Source organism: Bacillus thermozeamaize, assembly GCA_002159075.1.
Lineage (GTDB): Bacteria > Bacillota > Bacilli > ZCTH02-B2 > ZCTH02-B2 > Bacillus_BB > Bacillus_BB thermozeamaize.
Genome location: LZRT01000009.1, coordinates 1 through 17,280 on the forward strand (window position 1 = coordinate 1; position 17,280 = coordinate 17,280).

General features: G+C 51.7%; 20 protein-coding genes. 10 read left to right on the forward strand and 10 right to left on the reverse strand.

Translation table 11 applies throughout. The features are described from left to right. Positions 1 to 385: 385 nt before the first annotated feature. From BAA01_00220 to BAA01_00235, 4 genes are all read left to right on the forward strand, one after another. Positions 386 to 676, forward strand: a complete 291-nt coding sequence (locus BAA01_00220; GenBank protein ID OUM90893.1) for a hypothetical protein — start codon at positions 386 to 388, stop codon at positions 674 to 676. A gap of 196 nt (positions 677 to 872) precedes the next feature. Further along, positions 873 to 1,208, forward strand: a complete 336-nt coding sequence (locus BAA01_00225; protein OUM90894.1) for a PadR family transcriptional regulator — start codon at positions 873 to 875, stop codon at positions 1,206 to 1,208. 42 nt (positions 1,209 to 1,250) lie between these two features. Beyond that, on the forward strand, positions 1,251 to 1,961 hold the full coding sequence (locus BAA01_00230) for a hypothetical protein (protein ID OUM90932.1): 711 nt from the start codon (positions 1,251 to 1,253) through the stop codon (positions 1,959 to 1,961). Then, positions 1,951 to 2,541, forward strand: coding sequence for a hypothetical protein (locus BAA01_00235; GenBank protein OUM90895.1), 591 nt, complete (start codon positions 1,951 to 1,953; stop codon positions 2,539 to 2,541). Before BAA01_00230 ends, BAA01_00235 begins: the two co-directional genes overlap by 11 nt. Before the next feature lie 72 nt (positions 2,542 to 2,613). Here the strand turns inward: BAA01_00235 and BAA01_00240 are convergent, their stop codons facing one another. Together BAA01_00240 and BAA01_00245 are read right to left on the reverse strand one after the other, a co-directional pair. Next, complete coding sequence (locus tag BAA01_00240; protein OUM90896.1) at positions 2,614 to 3,888, reverse strand: hypothetical protein; 1,275 nt, start codon at positions 3,886 to 3,888, stop codon at positions 2,614 to 2,616. Beyond that, positions 3,875 to 4,360 (reverse strand): RNA polymerase subunit sigma-24, encoded by a 486-nt coding sequence (locus tag BAA01_00245; protein OUM90897.1) that lies wholly within the window; start codon positions 4,358 to 4,360, stop codon positions 3,875 to 3,877. Before BAA01_00245 ends, BAA01_00240 begins: the two co-directional genes overlap by 14 nt. A gap of 315 nt (positions 4,361 to 4,675) precedes the next feature. Here BAA01_00245 and BAA01_00250 point away from each other — a divergent pair, with 315 nt between their 5' ends. Next, positions 4,676 to 5,107: a DNA starvation/stationary phase protection protein gene (locus BAA01_00250; protein OUM90898.1), complete on the forward strand. Its 432-nt coding sequence runs from the start codon at positions 4,676 to 4,678 to the stop codon at positions 5,105 to 5,107. A gap of 124 nt (positions 5,108 to 5,231) precedes the next feature. Here the strand turns inward: BAA01_00250 and BAA01_00255 are convergent, their stop codons facing one another. The 5 genes from BAA01_00255 to BAA01_00275 form a co-directional block, all read right to left on the reverse strand. After that, a complete protein-coding gene (locus BAA01_00255; protein ID OUM90899.1) occupies positions 5,232 to 5,780 on the reverse strand; it encodes a hypothetical protein in 549 nt (182 codons plus the stop codon). Beyond that, positions 5,765 to 6,385: a TetR family transcriptional regulator gene (locus BAA01_00260; GenBank protein OUM90900.1), complete on the reverse strand. Its 621-nt coding sequence runs from the start codon at positions 6,383 to 6,385 to the stop codon at positions 5,765 to 5,767. The genes BAA01_00255 and BAA01_00260 overlap by 16 nt, the downstream gene beginning before the upstream one ends. 124 nt (positions 6,386 to 6,509) lie before the next feature. Next, on the reverse strand, positions 6,510 to 7,304 hold the full coding sequence (locus BAA01_00265) for an enoyl-CoA hydratase (GenBank protein ID OUM90901.1): 795 nt from the start codon (positions 7,302 to 7,304) through the stop codon (positions 6,510 to 6,512). 104 nt (positions 7,305 to 7,408) lie between these two features. Next, a complete protein-coding gene (locus BAA01_00270) occupies positions 7,409 to 7,819 on the reverse strand; it encodes a hypothetical protein (protein ID OUM90902.1) in 411 nt (136 codons plus the stop codon). Positions 7,820 to 8,026: 207 nt separating this feature from the next. Next, positions 8,027 to 8,407 carry a DoxX family protein gene (locus BAA01_00275; GenBank protein ID OUM90903.1) on the reverse strand — a complete coding sequence of 127 codons (381 nt, stop codon included), beginning with the start codon at positions 8,405 to 8,407 and terminating at the stop codon, positions 8,027 to 8,029. A 352-nt stretch (positions 8,408 to 8,759) separates the two neighbouring features. On the opposite strand from BAA01_00275, the gene BAA01_00280 reads away from it, so the two are divergent. After that, the gene (locus BAA01_00280) at positions 8,760 to 9,437 is read left to right on the forward strand and encodes a hypothetical protein (GenBank protein ID OUM90933.1); all 678 of its coding nucleotides are present in this window, start codon (positions 8,760 to 8,762) and stop codon (positions 9,435 to 9,437) included. Positions 9,438 to 9,843: 406 nt separating this feature from the next. On the opposite strand, the gene BAA01_00285 is transcribed toward BAA01_00280, so the two are convergent. Beyond that, entirely contained in the window at positions 9,844 to 10,032 is a 189-nt protein-coding gene (locus BAA01_00285) for a hypothetical protein (protein OUM90904.1), read from the reverse strand. Positions 10,033 to 10,045: 13 nt separating this feature from the next. Between BAA01_00285 and BAA01_00290 the strand changes: the two genes are divergently transcribed. Together BAA01_00290 and BAA01_00295 are read left to right on the forward strand one after the other, a co-directional pair. Continuing rightward, positions 10,046 to 12,226, forward strand: coding sequence for an anthranilate synthase (locus tag BAA01_00290; protein ID OUM90934.1), 2,181 nt, complete (start codon positions 10,046 to 10,048; stop codon positions 12,224 to 12,226). A gap of 3 nt (positions 12,227 to 12,229) precedes the next feature. After that, the gene (locus BAA01_00295; protein OUM90905.1) at positions 12,230 to 12,973 is read left to right on the forward strand and encodes a hypothetical protein; all 744 of its coding nucleotides are present in this window, start codon (positions 12,230 to 12,232) and stop codon (positions 12,971 to 12,973) included. 48 nt (positions 12,974 to 13,021) lie between these two features. On the opposite strand, the gene BAA01_00300 is transcribed toward BAA01_00295, so the two are convergent. After that, the gene (locus BAA01_00300; protein ID OUM90906.1) at positions 13,022 to 14,209 is read right to left on the reverse strand and encodes a KamA family radical SAM protein; all 1,188 of its coding nucleotides are present in this window, start codon (positions 14,207 to 14,209) and stop codon (positions 13,022 to 13,024) included. Positions 14,210 to 14,387: 178 nt separating this feature from the next. Here BAA01_00300 and BAA01_00305 point away from each other — a divergent pair, with 178 nt between their 5' ends. Further along, positions 14,388 to 14,873 (forward strand): hypothetical protein, encoded by a 486-nt coding sequence (locus tag BAA01_00305; protein OUM90907.1) that lies wholly within the window; start codon positions 14,388 to 14,390, stop codon positions 14,871 to 14,873. Further along, positions 14,863 to 16,401, forward strand: coding sequence for a hypothetical protein (locus BAA01_00310; protein ID OUM90908.1), 1,539 nt, complete (start codon positions 14,863 to 14,865; stop codon positions 16,399 to 16,401). Before BAA01_00305 ends, BAA01_00310 begins: the two co-directional genes overlap by 11 nt. 26 nt (positions 16,402 to 16,427) lie before the next feature. On the opposite strand, the gene BAA01_00315 is transcribed toward BAA01_00310, so the two are convergent. Further along, positions 16,428 to 17,225: a hypothetical protein gene (locus BAA01_00315; protein OUM90909.1), complete on the reverse strand. Its 798-nt coding sequence runs from the start codon at positions 17,223 to 17,225 to the stop codon at positions 16,428 to 16,430. Positions 17,226 to 17,280: the final 55 nt, after the last annotated feature.

The following is a 17,280-nucleotide window of genomic DNA, read 5'->3' on the forward strand; positions in this document are numbered from 1 at the left end:
GCGATGAACTGTGCACCTCCATGAAGATATTTTGCCTTGAGCCGATAAACCTGACGTACACTTAACTTTAAGATGCGGGAGACATCCTGTTCGGTCAAACGGCCATCGATCCATTGTTCGATTACCATGACGCGTTTCAATTCTTCTTTTGTCAAAGTGATCATCTGCTCCTTGCTCATACTGACATTTTCTCGGAACAATGACACCCTGACAATATCACAGAACAACAACAGCAGTGAAAATTCGGTCTTGATTTTGCTCAATTGAAATGACGATCGAGGAAGAATTTGTGGGGTTTGACTTTAGCCGCAACCCGTACGAGCGGGAAGCGCGCGAACGTTGGGGCGATGAGGCGGTGGATTAAGCGAACGCCAAAATTGGAAACATGTCGAAGCAGGAATTGGCGGCGTTTTCTAAAGCCATGCATGCGACCTTTCGCAAGCTTGCGGAGCTCCGCCATGGTTCGCCGGAGTCGGCGGAAGCACAAGCCGTCATCAAGGAATGGTACGACCTGTTGAACCGAATCGGCACGTATTCATTGGAGGCCTTTAAAGGCTTGGGCCAGCTGTACGTGGATGACGAACGGTTTACCAAAACCATTGACGCGTATGGGGAAGGCTTGGCGGTGTTCATGCGCGACGCGATGGCGGCCTATGCGGAAAATCATGCGAAATAGGGCCGTCCATCATCCAAGCGGGCAGCGATACGGTTCCGGATGGGTTCCAATGGTATCCGCTAACTCTTCATATACTGGCACATGCTTTCGGCCGTTCTTTAACAGGACGGCCGTTTTTTATTTCTTTTTTAGATATAATACATTGACACACATAGTAATATGTCATACAATGCTTCATGAAGGATGTGATGGTTTGATGGGAGACCAGAATATAAGCAGCGATATCATCCGGGGCCATATTGATGCGATCATTTTGCGTGTGTTGTTGGATGGCGACAATTACGGCTATGAAATCATCAAAGCCATCTGGAGAAAGAGCAACGGTCAATATGAATTAAAGGAACCCTCACTCTATTCCAGCTTGAAACGGTTGGAGTCGCAACAATTGATCGAAAGCTATTGGGGAAACGAAAGCCAGGGCGGAAGGCGAAAATATTACCGCGTTACGGAGCTTGGAAAAGCGGCCTATGAAAGATATCTTAGCGAGTGGAAAATGGCCAGGGAGATTCTTGACAAGCTGATTGCCGATTGAGCGGCGGAGCGGGATGAGCCGATGAAGGAAAGGATGATGGTCATGGAGGGTTTCAACAAACAGGAGGAATTAAACCACTACGTGGATCATTTGTTCCGCAAGTACAAGCCAACCCAGCAGATCCGAGAGTTAAAAGCTGAAATTTTAAGCAACCTTGAAGCGAAAGTGGCTGATTTAACCGCTTCAGGCATGAACGATCACGAAGCGGTGCAACAAGCGAAGAATAGCATCAGGAGCGTTGATCACCTGGTGGATGGCAACATCAGGGTTTTCATTCATCCGTTCAGACTGGAACTGGTTCAAATGGGGCTGCTGTTCAGCTTGATCGCCTGGATTTTGACGATTCCCTTTAGAATCTTTGGCCTGGGAGTCCTGTTGAACACCATTTTAATGGCACTGTGTATCGTCGGAAGCATCGTGTATTTTGCCATGTATTTTTCATCGAAACGGAAAAAGGAAGAAGCGCTGCAAGCAAAAAAATATGTCAATTACCGCTTGGTTGCGAAACTCAAACGAGCAAGCTGGAGCATTTGGAGTTTGTTTATCATCGTTGTCACCTTGACCACTACCGCTGTTCAATTCGGAAGCCACATCTGGTTTGCAAGGCCGGTTACGATAGAAGGCCCCTATCAATGGGCTGTATTGGCCATCAAGTATGCGTTGCCGTTTGCCTCCGTGATCGTGCCGTTGCTGTTTCATGTTGCGGAAAAACTGGCATTCAAATATGAAGCAGGTGAACGTGATGAGATATAAAAACATGCTCATTGTCGGACTGCTTGTGATTGGATTTGGACTTTTCGCTGTCGTCCAGGGCGTGATTATCCCCCAAAACGAACAAAGGCACCAGCAATATCTGGCCGCGCAGCAGGACCCGGTGACACATGACTTGAGCAGGATACTGCCATTCAAAAATCGATACATGGGGGACGCATCCAATGTGGCGAATCTTTTTCAACATTTGCCGCTTGACGTGGAAAGAACATACCAGCTCCACCCCGAAACATGGAGTGTAGAAGTAAACTACAAAGAAGGCGTGTCGCGGATTGGCGAGGAGAGGATCCATAAAATTTTAATATACAACGCTGTGGCGGCTTTTTCATTGATAGAAAATTTGCAGGAACTCCATTTCAATTTTGCGGACCCATCCGGCGATCTCACACGGTATCAAGTCACGCGTTCCGCTATTGAGTCCATATTTGGCCAAGATTTATCGGAACTGTTGACCAAAGAAAAATGGCAAAAAGAGGTGCAAGACAAGTTAAAGAGCAAGGCGTTTGTTCACCGATGCATGCAAAGCGCATTCGTCACGCAGCAAACCAAGAAAAAAGCGTGAAAAGCGGAAAAAGAGACCTCTTGCCTTTTGCACAAAGGAGGTCTCTTGTCTGGTCGAGGCTTTCATATGGGGTTATTTTTTGAATTTTGCATCGGACTTATCGGTCAGTGTGTAACTCTGGATCAATTCTTGTTCGGTTGCCTGAGGTTGAAAGCTCACGCTTTGAAGATGTCCGTTTAAATCTTCCGCCAAGATGAAAATGTTTTTATAAGGGATATGGCGCTCTTTCAAAGCATGGAGTATGGCCACGGATTTGTCCAGGAACTCTTCCTTCGATAACCGCACGTATTCATTGCTGAAGGGGCCAAAGGAGATTTCGTAACTCAGTTTGCCGCTTTCCCTTTTTCTGGTTTCCGTTGCCTTGTTCCGTCGTTCCAAATCGTAGGAAAGATAGTAATAGGTATCGTTCAATTCATCTCTGGTAATGTTCAGCTCGGCTTCCGGTTTGGCAAAGATGGTTACCGGTATATGGTTGATGGCCGCTGCAATCTCCGTTTTCAGATCAGCGCTTCGTTCTTCGCAAAATTGCATCTCAAGCATGTATTTATAATGATCAATCACCTGGCCCTCATGATTCATGCCAATCGGTGCGACCTGTCTCGTTCCGTTCAACACATACTCGAAATTGCCGTAGTGCCGGCTGTCTTTGAAATTGTAGGATACCCCCTTGAAAGTGAGCGTTCCTTTTTCATAGGTTTGGTTTACGTATTGGTTCGTTTTCACTAAGGTTTCGATATAACCCACAGGGTTTCCGTAAAAGGAAAAGTATGCGGTGCATCCGATAGCCAAGATGACGACTGCAGGCAAAATGGCAAGAGCTTTCAAACCGGCTTTATGCTGTTTTAACCCCCGCTTCACCAGCGCACCGGCCCCCACACCGACGCCGGAAGCCAGCAGGGCAATGACGGTAAAAAACGGAATATAACTGGAATCGTATTCGCTTAACATGCCGCCGATGATCCCGAAGGGGATCGACGAGAATAGAATGGGCAGGGACTTGTTGTAATACAACCGGCATGCAAACGGGGTGAGGAATAAAAAAGGAATGGTCGACAAAAATTGAACGTCCGCCCCGGCGATAATACAGGACAGCAACATGGCCACCAGGACACCGGCAAGCTTGATGTTTTTCTGATACCTGGCCAGTTTCAGCACCAATTCATCCAGCTGTTTTTGATCCGGCTTTTTTTGCTCATGTTGTTCATAATCCTGCTTGATCATCTCATAATCGCCTTTGCAGGCGTCGCATTCGGCCAGATGCGCTTCAACCATTGCCGCGCTGCCTGGACGAGTGAGGCCTTCCACATATAAAGGCAGCAAATCCTTCACGATGTCACATGGTTTCATCTTCGTACTCCTTTCTGAGCTTTTCTTTCACGCGAAAGAAATTGACGCGGCAATAGTTTTCCGTGCGGTTGAGGCGAAGCCCGATTTCTTTGAATGACAATCCGTGAACAAGCCTCAACTTCATAATCTGATCATGCGGCGGGTCCAGGCCTTCGATTGCTGCCAGGATGTTTTTCGCCAAAAGCTTGTCGCTCAAATCAGTGCGGGATGCCAATTCTGCCTCCGGCACATGTTCGATATCCATGTGGATGTTGTTTTTGCGGAAATGCCTGTACAACTGATGCTTGGCAATCCCGAAGAGCCAAGTTTTGATCGCCGCGTTCCCTTTGAAACCATCGATGCTTTTCAGCGCTTCAAGGAAGGTGTTTTGGATCAGATCATCCACCAGGTCCGGGTTCGGGCAGCGCTTGACGAGAAACCAATATAACTCCCGATAATAGCGCAAATATAGCTGTTCGATTTCTTCATACATGCACACACCTCCTTGTCGCGCCCGTCTCGAAAACCAGCTGCCGCTTTCTTCGGATCTACTCGTTAGTGCCGGTTTGCCGGCCATTTGTTACAGGTTATTTTACAGTCTATTGTTATTTTAAAAGGATTTGGGGATCAAAGACTTGTTCCGTGTTCATATCCGATGAAAAAGACATGCTGTCCATGGGATGCATCAAACGTGGCGATTTTGCGAAACAATAACGGATGGGAATGTCAGGATGCCCGTCGGCGCTTGACAATTCCCTGGAACTTTTGAACAATGGTACATAAATCGAGGGTGGAAGGAGATTCCAACATGAATTTGACGGATGTCTTGAACAAGCAAGTCGCCAACTGGACGGTCATGTTTGTCAAATTGCACAATTACCATTGGTATGTGACGGGCGAGCAGTTTTTTACGCTCCATGCCAAATTTGAAGAACTGTACAACGAAGCGGCGACGCACATCGATGAATTGGCGGAGCGGCTTTTGGCTTTGGGCGGCAAACCGGTGGCGACCATGAAAGGGGCGCTGGAGCTGGCCTCGGTTCAGGAAGCGACCGGCGGCGAAACGGCGAGAGACATGGTGCAAACGGTGGTCAATGACTTTACCCAAATTATCGCCGAATTGAAGCAAGGGATGGAGATGGCGGATGCGGCAAAAGACGAAACCACCGGCGATCTGCTGCTGGCCATCCACACCAGCCTGGAGAAACACGTCTGGATGTTAAAAGCCTACCTGGGCTAAACGGACGCAAGGGGGTGCCCATCACACGACGATGGGACAGCCCCCATTTCATTTTCTGTGGCCATGTCTTGATCTCCTTTCTTGCTCTATCACCTTCAAGTGTTCCTTGAAACATCGCGTTTTTTCATCGTTTTGCCTTGCCGGCCAAGCGGTTGCGTTCTTTGATCAGCATCAGGGCAAAGAACGGAAACAGCAGGATCACAATGGCCATACTCAGGAAAAGATTGCTCCAGTTTAATATCTGTTCATGGAACAGCCTGTCGTACGCCAAGAGCGAGTAGGGCAAAACCAGGAGCACGGCTGTGATCACGCCCGGCGTGTACGATCGCAAATAAAGCGCCATCCCGGCGTGCGTAAACACGTGCAGGAAGAATACCGTCAAAAAGAGGATGAAAAAAGGGTAAAAGGAGAATTGCACAGCGAGCAATGCAGCCAGCGTAATGAACAGAAAAATCCAAAAGACATCCCGTGAAAATTGCAGGGTCGTCATGTGAAAACTGCTTTCCAGCCACTTGGGGAACCATTTTGGAAAAAGCGCAGCCACTTTTTGCCGGTTTGCTCGTGTCCATTTTTCCACCGTCAGGATTTCTTCAAAATCGTGAAACATGAAGACGATCGGAAATAGCCACAGGACGGTGAGCAGATCCATGTGCGTTCTCAGGAACTCGAGCATGATCTTTCTCCTTTCCGGTAATCTTCCGTCAACAAACCATACATGATCAACCGCGCCGATTTTTTCGCTAGTTCAACTGCCGTCTCCTCGCCGCTCAACAGGAACCGCTCCACCAGCCGGACCATCATGGCGACAATCGATTCGGCGGCGATATGGGTTTCAATTTCGGGGCGCACGATGCCGGCCTGCTGGTTGGCGTTCATGTTGTTCCGGATCATCATCACAATCCGGTTTCTCAACTCGTCGCTGTCCGGCGATTGTTCCAGCGCGATTTTGGTCAAATACGGATTTTCGGCGAACAAGTTGAACAGCTGAACCAGATTGTCCGTGATCTGGGATGCAATCTGGTGCGCCGGCGTTTGTGTCACCTTTTTTCCGGCGTCGCTTAACGCCAGCAGTTGCTGCTGAAATCGGCCAGTCAGTTCCTCAAACAATTGTTGTTTGCTGTCAAAATAAAGGTAGAAGGCCGCCTGCGTCAGGCCCGCCGCGGCGACAATTTCGCTTACCGTGGTAGCCTGGAACCCTTTTGTGGCGAAAAGCATCTCAGCCGCTTGCAAGATTTTCTTGCGGCTTTCTTCCCCTTTGGGGGTCAGCGGGCGTTTCATGGTTTTCCTCCTTACCGTTTCAGATGCGCATAAAAATAACTAATCAGTTAGTTATATATTAAAAAAAAAGGGATTCCTTGCAAGCGGAATCTGTGTGATGGCAAGATGTAACGGCAAGAATTTTTTAGCGCCCGCTCCACGACGGGGTGCGTTTTTCTAGAAAAGCGCAGATGCCTTCCTGCGCGTCCATGGCGGTGGCGTTTAAGGACATGACTTCTTTTGTGTATCCATAGGCCATCTCCTGCGGCATTTCCAACTGGCGATAAAATGCCTGCTTGCCGATGCCGATGGTGAACGGACTGGCAGCGGCGATTTTTTCGGCAAGCGCCAAGGTCTCCTCTGCGAGTTTCTCCTTCGGCACCACCTTGTTGATGAGGCCAATTTCAAGGGCCAGGTCAGCGGAGATGGGTTCGCCGGTCAGCAACATTTCCATCGCTTTTTTGCGGCCGACTGCCCGGCTTAAAGCAACCATGGGCGTCGAGCAAAACAGCCCGATTTTCACCCCTGGCGTGGCGAACTTGGCGTCTTCGGAAGCAACGGCCAGATCGCAGGTGGCGACGAGCTGGCAGCCGGCAGCGGTCGCGATGCCCGCTACTTGGGCAATGACAGGCTGCGGGATGGACTGGATCGTTTCCATCAGCTCGGTGCAAACGTCAAAAAGGTTGCGGTAGAATGCGATGTCTTGGCCGACCATTTCCTTCAAATCGTGTCCTGCGCTGAAAGCGGGGCCTTCGCCGCTTAAGATGACCACCGAAATATCAGGTTTCTTGCCAATTTTCTTGAAACAATCGATCAGTTCTTCCATATGGGCCAGCGACAGCGCGTTCCGTTTTTCCGGCCGGTTCATTTTCACAAAAGTGATCGGGGTGTTCAGTTCCGCCACGATGTGCTGATAGGGCAACTGACTGACATCCAACATGAAAGCTCTCCTCCTGGAAATTTTTATTTAAACAATATATAGAAAATTTATGCCCTTGGTTGTAGCATATGGATAAAAGCTTCAGTTGTCAAGCGGGTTGAGGTTCACTCTGACATGTTGTGAAAAGCTTGCGGTTTTACCTTCGCAACCGGAGTCAAACGCAGGCTGATCAGCGAAGCTGCGATGAGAATGATGCCGGATGTCACGTATACCGTGATCAAAGAGGTTGCCGTCATGTAAATCCCGGATGCACCCGTTCCAATCAGCAGAAACCCTGTGAACACGGGCGTCATGAAGCCGTTCAGGCGGCCGACAAAGTTTTCATCCACAGTACCCGCTTTCTTTCCTTGATTCCACCTGGGATTCAGGAAGAGGGAACGTCTTTTTCGGGAACATGTTGTTTCAATATTTTCATCGAGGACTGCCATGCTGTTCCGAATCCATATGCCGGCGTTTTGCAGCATATCCGAGACCATCACCAACACAAACACACGATTGGCAAGCAAATGTTTCATGTCTAGCCTCCTATTAAACCGACCGTTCGGTTTAATCATAGCTCATCCGGATTGATTTTGTAATCTTTAAAGTCCAGCGTCGTAAATAAATGACGCACATGGCGATGAATGAGCCAACAGACAACAAAAAAGCGGCGGGCCGGGAAGGGGACATCCCCTCTGACACATGTTTCCCGGTCGCCGCTGCATGATACGGATTTGCACGGCTTAGACGGTCCAGGACCAATCCGAAATGGCCAGCATCATCAAGGCTGCTGCAGCCAAGGCCACATTTTTCGTGAACTGTGTCATTTCTCCCATTTTTGCCGTCTGGTCGTCAACCGTCCAGAAATTATGAATGGAAAAGGCGGCAACGACCAGAAAAATGGCTAACAATAGAAGGCCGATCTGCGTCCAGAATCCTGTGAGGATACTGAGCCCTCCGGCCAGCAACATCAAACCGGTGATCGCCACGGCAGCCCCTGAAGCAGGAATTCCCTTGTAGGAAGCATACTGTTTCATGTTTTGGAACTGGATGAAATGCATGAGTCCCGAATACAGGAAATAGATGCCAAATACGGCCCGGCCAACAAGCCACAACCATTCCATTTTCCCACCCTCCTTTCTTGATCTCTTCAGTAAACATCCATATTTGTTGCTCTTTTGTTTTAGAACCGTGTGCGTGTGCTTGGCTTTCTTAAATATAGTTTATTTATTATAGTAACTTAAAGGGAAAGGGTTGATTTGTCAAGCGGAATTGGCATCTGAACGCTCTGCGGCTTTTCCGGCGCCGAGTCATCACGACCTGGAGATATGGAGATATGGTATAATGACAGAAAATCATTTCTTTACAGCAAGTGAACACTCTGGGAAGGTGTGACATATTGCGAGGTGATGCAAGGTGTCCCTGAATCAGGAACCGATCAGTCAACTGGCAAAGTGGATAAAAGAGGCGCAGTACATGGTGGTTTTTACAGGCGCGGGCGCCAGCACGGAGTCCGGACTGCCCGATTTTCGCTCGCAGCGGGGGTTGTGGAAGAAGGTGCCGGAGCGAATCGCTTCGGTGGAGACATTAATGAACAACCCAGACGAATTTTTTGAATTTTACAAGGAGCGGTTTGAGAGCTTCAAGGATGTCCAGCCGAACCGCGTGCACCACATCCTGGCCAAGTGGGAGCATGAGGGTCGGGTAAAGATGGTGATCACGCAAAATGTGGATGGCCTGCATCAAAAAGCCGGTTCCCGGCAGGTGGCTGAGCTGCACGGCAGCAATGCGCAGGTCCGTTGCCAGGCTTGTGGAAAAATGTACGATCGTTCCGAGTTTCACAAGCGTTACTGTTCTGATTGCGGCGGGATGCTGCGGCCCAATGTGGTGCTTTTCGGCGAGCCGCTTCCGATGAGCGAATGGATGAGGGCGCAACACGCGACGGAGAAGGCCGATCTGTTTCTGGTGATCGGATCTTCCCTGCAGGTTTATCCGGCGGCAGGGCTGCCTGAGCAGGCGGCGCGGCGTGGAGCCAGGCTGGCGATTATCAATCAGGAGCCGACTGGATTGGATGACCTGGCCGGAGTGGTCTGCCACGAAAAAGCGGGAGATGTTTTGGAGCGGGTGGATGGCTTGCTGCGCGAAGGATCATAAATGCTTTGTCAAAAATGAATGCATTGTCATAAATGCTATGCACAAAAAAAGCCCTTTTCCTGCAGGGCATAGGGCGTAGGGATATGGTTTATTGCGTTTAATCTGTATGATCATTCATGCAGTGTTCACACTCGTACATGACACCTTCACGTTGCTGCGGCGCTGCCGTTCCGCAAACCACGCAAGTGCTAAGCGTCTGTTCGTCGCCGATTGGCTGCTGGATGGTGATTCCCGTCATCTCGAATCCCTCCGGGTACTTTTGTTGGTTTCATTGTAATATAACAACAGTAAAAAATCAACACTTGTATTGATACAGATGTGAAAAAATCATGTGCCCTTTTTTTGAACATTGATTCCAGAATCAACAAACTTTGATCCTTCCATTTGGCATTTTGACATGGATTGGTTATATTTTTGCTATATTCATCTCACGTTGATCATCGTTGGACAGCCGAGTCGAGTTGAGCAGAGCGGAGCAGAGGTGAGCGGAGAAGAGCAAAGGTTTTGACGCATGGTCAGCCATCCATTCCTCTTTCTTCTCACTTATCCGAAGCTCCCCTCTGTATACCAAAACGTATACGAGGAGGAACGCCATGTACGATTTTTTCATGCTTGCATCCGAGCAGGAGGATAAGGTTTACCACACCCCTTCCGGTGTCACCGTCCACAGGCGGTTGCACAAAGATACGAGCCCCGTGGTAATTGAGCAGTTGGTGGAACGCCTGGATCATGACAAAGGCGCCTTGTTTTCCAGCGGCATGGAATATACCGGACGTTATACGCGCTGGGACGTCGGGTTCGTCAATCCGCCGCTGGAGGTCGTATCCCGCGAGAGAACGGTGGCCATTCGGGCGCTCAATCGCCGGGGAGCCATCTTGCTGCCTGTTCTCCAAAGATGTTTGGATCACGAACCGGCCGTGGCGGAGGTCCGGAACGAGCAGGAACAATTGACGGTCATCATCCGTCCAAAGCCGGCGGTGATCATTGAGGAAGAACGGACGAAGCAGCCGTCCGTTTTCAGTGTAATCCGCGCCATCCAAAAAGCGTTTTACTCCGAGGAAGACACGTTTTTGGGATTATATGGCGCTTTCGGCTATGACCTCATCTTTCAATTCGAATCCCTTGAACCGTTGAAACCGAGGCCTGAGGATCATGTGGACATGCATCTTTTCTTGCCCGATGAGATTTTTGTTGTCGACCGGAAAACCAACCAGGCTTTCCGGATCGCGTATGATTTCGTAATCGGCGAGAAGTCCACCGAGGGCTTGCCGCGTGAAGGAACATCCAAGCCGCATGCGCCAAAGCGGCCGGACGGGCAAAACATTCCGGCCTACCGGAAAGGATATTACGCAAGCTTGGTGCGTCAGGCGATGCCGTCATTTTATCAAGGCGACCTGTTCGAAGTGGTTCCTTCCCAGGTCATCTGCCGCCCTTGTGATTTGAAACCGTCTGAGGTCTTCAAGAATCTGAACCGGATGAATCCGAGCCCGTACGGATTTTTCATTTACCTCGGGAATCAGCATCTGGTAGGGGCTTCACCGGAAATGTATGTGCGGGTGGTGGGCCGTCAACTTGAAACCTGCCCGATATCCGGCACCATTAAGAGGGGAAACAACGCGTTGGAAGACGCCGAGAACATCAAGCAGCTTCTGAACTCGGCCAAAGACGAGGCGGAACTGACGATGTGCACCGACGTCGACCGCAACGACAAATCCCGCATCTGTGTGCCCGGGTCGGTGCAAGTGATCGGAAGGCGCGAAATCGAGCGGTATTCGCGGTTGTTTCACACGGTGGACCACATTGTCGGGGAATTGGCCCCCGGATTTGATGCCCTAGATGCCTTTATGACCCACATGTGGGCGGTGACCGTCACGGGGGCGCCGAAGCTTGAGGCGATGCGCTGGCTGGAAGCGCATGAGGAGACACCGCGGGGATGGTACGGCGGCGCGATTGGATGGCTGAATTTTAATGGCAACATGAACACCGGACTGACGTTGCGGACCGTCAAGCTGGCCAACGGCATCGCGGAAATGCGGGTGGGCGCGACGCTGTTGCATGCCTCCGATCCCGAAGCCGAAGAGGAAGAGACGCTTGTCAAGGTGGCCGCTCTCATGCGGGCGCTGGAGGCTCCCGGGGAAGAAGAAAAAGGACAGACGTACCGCACGCGCTCCGGCGAGGGAAAACGGGTGCTGCTGGTGGATCATGAAGATTCGTTTGTCCACACGTTGGCCAATTATTTCAAGCAGACGGGCGCCGATGTCTTGACGGTGCGTTCGGAGGCGGCGCGGCGGATGATTGCCGAGGATCCTTCGTATGATTTGATCGTGTTGTCGCCGGGGCCGGGAAAGCCGGAACGTTTTCAGATGGATGAAACCATTGCCTTGTGCCTTTCGCGTCATCTGCCGATTTTCGGCATATGCCTGGGTTTCCAAGGCCTGGCGGAGTACTTTGGAGCCCGGCTGGATGTGCTGCCGAAGCCGGCCCATGGCGAAAAATCCGTGATTCGCATTTTGAAAAACGACACGCTTTTTGCCGGCATGGGTGAATCCATGACGGTCGGGCGCTACCACTCGCTTTATGTGCGGAATCTGCCGCCGTCCCTGATCTTGCTGGCGGAGACCGCGGACGGCATTCCCATGGCTTTTCGCCATCGTCAACTTCCGGTGTATGCCGTGCAGTTTCATCCCGAATCTGTCTTGAGCCTGGCCGATGACGGCGGGATGAGGCTGATTGACAATCTCTTGATGCATTTGCCGAAACATGCGCAAGATCTGAAGATGGGGACGTGAAAAATGAAGGTGACGATCGTCGGCATTTGGGGGGCTTATCCGGAGGCGGGGGCAGCCACCACTTCTTTTTTGCTGGAAGAGGATGGATTTTGCCTGCTTGTCGAATGCGGAAGCGGCGTCTTGTCCCAGGTGCAGCAATATGCGGCTTTGTCTGAACTGGATGCCGTGGTGCTCACGCACTATCATCACGACCATGCGGCGGATCTGGGGTGTCTCCAGTATGGGATGATGATCCAAACGCTGATGGGTCATCGCCACAAGCCGCTGCCCATCTACGGACATGCGGAGGACAAAAAGCAGTTTGCACGCCTGACGTATGGAAAGGCTCCCTTTACCGTGGGGATGGCCCTGTCGGACGGGGAGACCAAGCCGATTGGCCCTTGGCGGGTCAGCGCATGCGCGACCATGCATGAGGCCTATTGTCTGGCGCTGAAATTTCAGACCCCGTCCGGCAAAACGCTGGTGTATACCGGAGATACGGGATGGAGCCAGGCGGTGGTGGATTTTTCGCAAGGAGCGGATTTGCTGATCAGCGAAGCGACGCTGTTTGATGAGCAAAAGGGGCAGGCGCCAGGACACCTGACCGCCGGCCAGGCGGGAGAGCTGGCGGCAAATGCGGAGGCCGGACGGCTTTTGTTGATACACTTTTCCCACGCCGGCGATTTGGAAAAACTGCGCAGGCAGGCGCAAAGGCCATATGGGGGGCTGACAGAACTGGCGCAGCCCGGAATGACCATTCTGTTGTAACACACAAACAGGCGGGTCCCGCATGGGAGCATGCCCGCCTGTTTTTGTTTAAACGGTTACCTTGTCCTTGCTTGCCGTACGCTTTTGGGGGATGTCGCTCAACTGGTTGACGGAAACGATATCGCCGCGTTTTTTCTCCGGCTTCTTCCAGTACTTCTCATTGCCCGGCAGATCGTCAAACCAAGCGGCGTCTTTCGGACAATCCAGGACCATAAATTTTCCGTATTCGCCGTCCCGGGACTGGTGGTATTTGAGATAGGCTTTGCCGTTTTCGATGGCCAGGATTTCGATTTTACCCGATGTGTGGCTCATCACGAGACGGACCCGTTTGCCGAGGCCGGATGTTTTCGCCTTGGCCTCTTCCACGATCCGGTAAACCTCTTCCAGAGTGAGGACAAAATCGCGATTGCCGCGCACCGGGCGGTTGACAAAGAAATAATAAGGCGTGACTCCGGCCCAGGAAAGCTCGTCGAGCAGCCTTGCCAAGACGTCGGGATCGTCATTGATTCCCTTCAGCACCGGGGTCTGGTTGACGACGATGGCGCCTGCGTCGTGCAGCGCCTGAAAAGCTTTCCGCGCTTCCGGCGTGATTTCCCGCGGATGGTTGACATGTGCCATGATATAGATGCGTTTTTCCGGTGTGGAGTGTTCGCGGATGGCCTGAAGCAGTTCTTCGTCTTCGTAGATCCGCATGGGATTGAAGACAGGCAGTTTGGAACCGATGCGGATGATTTGGACGTGATCGATGGCACGGAGTCTTTCCAGAATCATGCGGATTTTTGCGGTGGCCAGGATCAGGGGATCGCCGCCGGTGAGGAGGACGTTGTTGATTTCAGGGTGTTCACTGATATATTTCAGGCCGGGTTCGACATCTGACATCGCTTCCTTGACATCCTGACGAAAGAGGCGTTTGCGGAAACAGTACCGGCAATAGGCGCCGCATACTTCAGAGACGATGAGAAGCGCCGTGGTTTGATACTTGTGTTGGCATCCCGGAACCACATAGTTGGTATCTTCATCCGATGCGTCCCACCGCCCGTAGTCATCCAGCTCGGCCTCATTGGGAATGACCAATTTGCGAATGGGATCGTTTGGATCGTCCCAGTTGATGAGATTGAGGTAGTATTCATTGACACGAAAGACAAACTTTTCTGTAATGGGCTTGAGTTTTTCGCGTTCTGCTTCCGGAAGTTGCGTGATCTTGTCGATGCTCGTAATGTACCTTGGTTGTGCCATTACGATACCATTCACCCCTTCCTGAACAGATTATGTTAACCCACTCTAAGTATACCATACTTTTAGCAGAACGGTCACGCCCGTAAGATGCGATGGTGGCGAATTGTGATAAGATGTAATGAAGAAATAGTGAAGAAATGATGAATGGAGAAATGGCGACAGAAGGGGTGAGGAATGTTTGGTTCGTGACCCGAGAGAACGGATACATCCCAAGGCACTGACGGTATGGCGCTTGTCCGGGGCCATTGCGGTGGCCGCTCTGGCCGTCCTGTTGGCTGCGGCGGCATTTGTGGCGGAGCATGTCTTATTTTATCAAGTGCCCCTTTATCTCTATTTGCCGGTTTTGTTTTTGCTGATTGTGCTGGGCGTCTTGTTCATTTTCGCATTGCCATCCATCCGCTGGCGCCGCTGGCGGTATGAGGTGCGGGAGAAGGAGATTGAGATTCAGCATGGGATTTGGATCATCAAGCGAACACTGATCCCGATGGCCCGGGTGCAGCATGTGGATACGCGCCAAGGCCCGCTCTTGCGCGCCTTTGGGTTGGCCAGTGTGGACATTTCGACGGCTGCGGGCGCACATGAGATACCGGCGCTGGGTCTGGATGCGGCGGATGAACTTCGCAACCGGATTGCCGAGCTGGCAGGTGTGGCGGATGACATCTGAAGTATATCGTTTGCATCCGGTGGCCCTTCTCATGTTTACCATCCAGTGGCTGCGGTCGATCCTGTCATCGGTGGCGTTGCCGGCCGGTGTCTGGGTGGTGAATGAAATCTCCAAGCACGGATTCAGCGGCCGGTTGGCCTGGGTTGCCCTTGGCGTGTTGGTGAGCGTGGGAATTTCCGTGCTATGGGGGATTCTCTCCTGGTGGAGGTATACCTACCGGATCGAGGATGGGGAATTGCGCATTGAACATGGCGTGATCTTTCGCAAAAAGAGATATATCCCTATCGAACGGATTCAGACCATCGATATGGAAGAGGGAATTCTGCACCGATTGTTTCGCGTCGTCCGCCTGCGGGTGGATACGGCTGGAGGGCTGGGAGCGGAGGCAGAGGCACGGCTTCACGCGGTGCGGCGGGAAGAGGCGGAACGGATACGCGAGTTGCTGTTGCGGCGGCGCCAAGCGCCGGCGATGGCGCCCGTCGTCAATGATGGCGATGGGGGGGACGGGCCTATCAGGGACGTTTCCGTTCCGTCTTCTCTGGAAGGTGCGGCCAAGCCTGGGCCGGTGGAGGGAGAAGAGGTAAGGTATGCGCGCCGGATTTCGCTGAAGGAATTGGCCATCTTCAGTGCCACATCCGGGAGAATCGGGATCGTGGCTTCCGTTATTGCCGGTGCGGTTTCCTTGTTTGGGGAGTCGTTTGAGTTTATTTTTCAGTATCTGGACGTTCTGATTGGGCAGCGCTCGGTTTTGGAATGGGTGATCATCCTGATTCCTTCGATCATATTGCTCTCCTGGATGTTGACTGCGATCGCCACCATGTTTGTGTACGGGAATTTTACCGTCAGCCGGACCGAAGGTCACATTTTCATTGAAAAAGGATGGTTGGAACGCAAACGGTTGACGATTCCGTTAACCCGTGTGCAGGCAGTGACGTTGGTTGAGGGATGGCTGCGGCAGCCGTTCGGGTATTACACGATCGGTGTGGAGACGGCAGGATATGGTGGCGATGATGGAACGGAGACGCTTTTGTTTCCCTTGTTGCACCGGAATGAGCTGGCAGGTTTTCTGGCTGCAGTGATTCCGGAGTTCGCCGATGGCTGGGCCAAGGCACAGGTGCATCCTTTGCCGCTGCGGGCGAGGCGCCGGTACGTGCTGCGGAAGTTGGGCTGGGTGATCGTTCCCGTCGTGCTGTTGCCGCTTGTTTTGTTTCCGTGGGGGTTGTTGGCGCTGGTTCTCGTTCCCCTTGCGTTGTTTTGGGGATGGCTTTGCCATCGGGATGCGGGATGGGCGCTGATTGACGGTGAGATGTGCGTCTTGCGGAGCAGATTGGTTGCCCGGAAGACGGCCCTGGTGACGCGCCGGCGGGTACAGCTGGCCAGCTTGCGCCAGTCGCCTTTCCAGCGCCGGAAACGGCTCGTGACATTCGGCGTGAGCGTAGCATCCGGCGCCGCCTTCCGGGTTGTGGATTTGGAAGAGGCAGGCGGCGAACGTCTGTATGCCTGGGTGAAGCCCAGAGCCGTCAGATAACGCAAGACGAAAAGCCGCTTGGCGCGTCAATGAACGTGTATGGTGCTTTCCTGATGCTCATGAAGTTCGCCTTTTTTCACGTGTATCTTGACTTGGAAACTTCCCGGTTTTTCAAAAGCGACTTTCGCTTGATATGTTCCCGGTTCCACTTCTGTTGTCTCAAGGTACGTATGTTTTTTCTCGCCATTTCTCCAATATTCAAACGTCACTTCGGCCCCCGTGAGAGGTTGCTTCGCTTTTTGCAGCCGGGCGGTCAGCTTCACCTCTTGATTGGCCCGGATGCCGTCCGGTTTCTTGAAATCGATCGAGAGATCCCCGCTGCCGTGTTGGTGATGACCTTGTTCCATTTGCTTTTGATCATCTGCCTGGTGTTCATCTGCTTGCTGCCCGTTTTCTTTTGTCACACCGCCTACGTGAAAGGTTTGTTGGGGCATCGTATGCATTCCCCTTGCGGTAACGTGGGCGATCACTTCATAATTGCCGCTTTCCGGAAAGCGGTAGGCAATGGAATAAATCCCGTCCCCTTCATGATGGGCCGGGATTTTCTCGGCCCCTTCCTTGTTTCCTTCTTTCCAGATTTCAAAGATCACTTCATCGGCGTCGGAAACGGCATTGCCGCCCTGCGTGACCTTGACTTGAAGCTTGACGTCTTTATTCGGCTCCAAAGAATCTGCCGCCGTCACAAATTCAACCATGACCGGTTCAGACGGGTTTCCCAACTTGTGCTCGCCCTCGGAAGGTTCATGGACGTTGCCGCAAGCCATCAACAGCCAAGCCAACATCGTCACCAAACCCAACATGACGACTGACCTTTGTTTTCTCATGTTTTTCGCCCCTTTATTTTTTTGATCCATGATGACTATGACGTATGACTGCGAC

Excerpts from the sequence above, each read along its gene's own strand:
- BAA01_00220 (OUM90893.1), top strand. The coding sequence starts at position 386 with ATGTCGAAGCAGGAATTGGCGGCGTTTTCTAAAGCCATGCATGCGACC.
- BAA01_00225 (OUM90894.1), top strand. The coding sequence starts at position 873 with ATGGGAGACCAGAATATAAGCAGCGATATCATCCGGGGCCATATTGAT.
- BAA01_00230 (OUM90932.1), top strand. The coding sequence starts at position 1,251 with ATGGAGGGTTTCAACAAACAGGAGGAATTAAACCACTACGTGGATCAT.
- BAA01_00235 (OUM90895.1), top strand. The coding sequence starts at position 1,951 with ATGAGATATAAAAACATGCTCATTGTCGGACTGCTTGTGATTGGATTT.
- BAA01_00240 (OUM90896.1), bottom strand. The coding sequence starts at position 3,888 with ATGAAACCATGTGACATCGTGAAGGATTTGCTGCCTTTATATGTGGAA.
- BAA01_00245 (OUM90897.1), bottom strand. The coding sequence starts at position 4,360 with ATGTATGAAGAAATCGAACAGCTATATTTGCGCTATTATCGGGAGTTA.
- BAA01_00250 (OUM90898.1), top strand. The coding sequence starts at position 4,676 with ATGAATTTGACGGATGTCTTGAACAAGCAAGTCGCCAACTGGACGGTC.
- BAA01_00255 (OUM90899.1), bottom strand. The coding sequence starts at position 5,780 with ATGCTCGAGTTCCTGAGAACGCACATGGATCTGCTCACCGTCCTGTGG.
- BAA01_00260 (OUM90900.1), bottom strand. The coding sequence starts at position 6,385 with ATGAAACGCCCGCTGACCCCCAAAGGGGAAGAAAGCCGCAAGAAAATC.
- BAA01_00265 (OUM90901.1), bottom strand. The coding sequence starts at position 7,304 with ATGTTGGATGTCAGTCAGTTGCCCTATCAGCACATCGTGGCGGAACTG.
- BAA01_00270 (OUM90902.1), bottom strand. The coding sequence starts at position 7,819 with ATGAAACATTTGCTTGCCAATCGTGTGTTTGTGTTGGTGATGGTCTCG.
- BAA01_00275 (OUM90903.1), bottom strand. The coding sequence starts at position 8,407 with ATGGAATGGTTGTGGCTTGTTGGCCGGGCCGTATTTGGCATCTATTTC.
- BAA01_00280 (OUM90933.1), top strand. The coding sequence starts at position 8,760 with ATGGTGGTTTTTACAGGCGCGGGCGCCAGCACGGAGTCCGGACTGCCC.
- BAA01_00285 (OUM90904.1), bottom strand. The coding sequence starts at position 10,032 with ATGGCGTTCCTCCTCGTATACGTTTTGGTATACAGAGGGGAGCTTCGG.
- BAA01_00290 (OUM90934.1), top strand. The coding sequence starts at position 10,046 with ATGCTTGCATCCGAGCAGGAGGATAAGGTTTACCACACCCCTTCCGGT.
- BAA01_00295 (OUM90905.1), top strand. The coding sequence starts at position 12,230 with ATGAAGGTGACGATCGTCGGCATTTGGGGGGCTTATCCGGAGGCGGGG.
- BAA01_00300 (OUM90906.1), bottom strand. The coding sequence starts at position 14,209 with ATGGCACAACCAAGGTACATTACGAGCATCGACAAGATCACGCAACTT.
- BAA01_00310 (OUM90908.1), top strand. The coding sequence starts at position 14,863 with ATGACATCTGAAGTATATCGTTTGCATCCGGTGGCCCTTCTCATGTTT.
- BAA01_00315 (OUM90909.1), bottom strand. The coding sequence starts at position 17,225 with ATGAGAAAACAAAGGTCAGTCGTCATGTTGGGTTTGGTGACGATGTTG.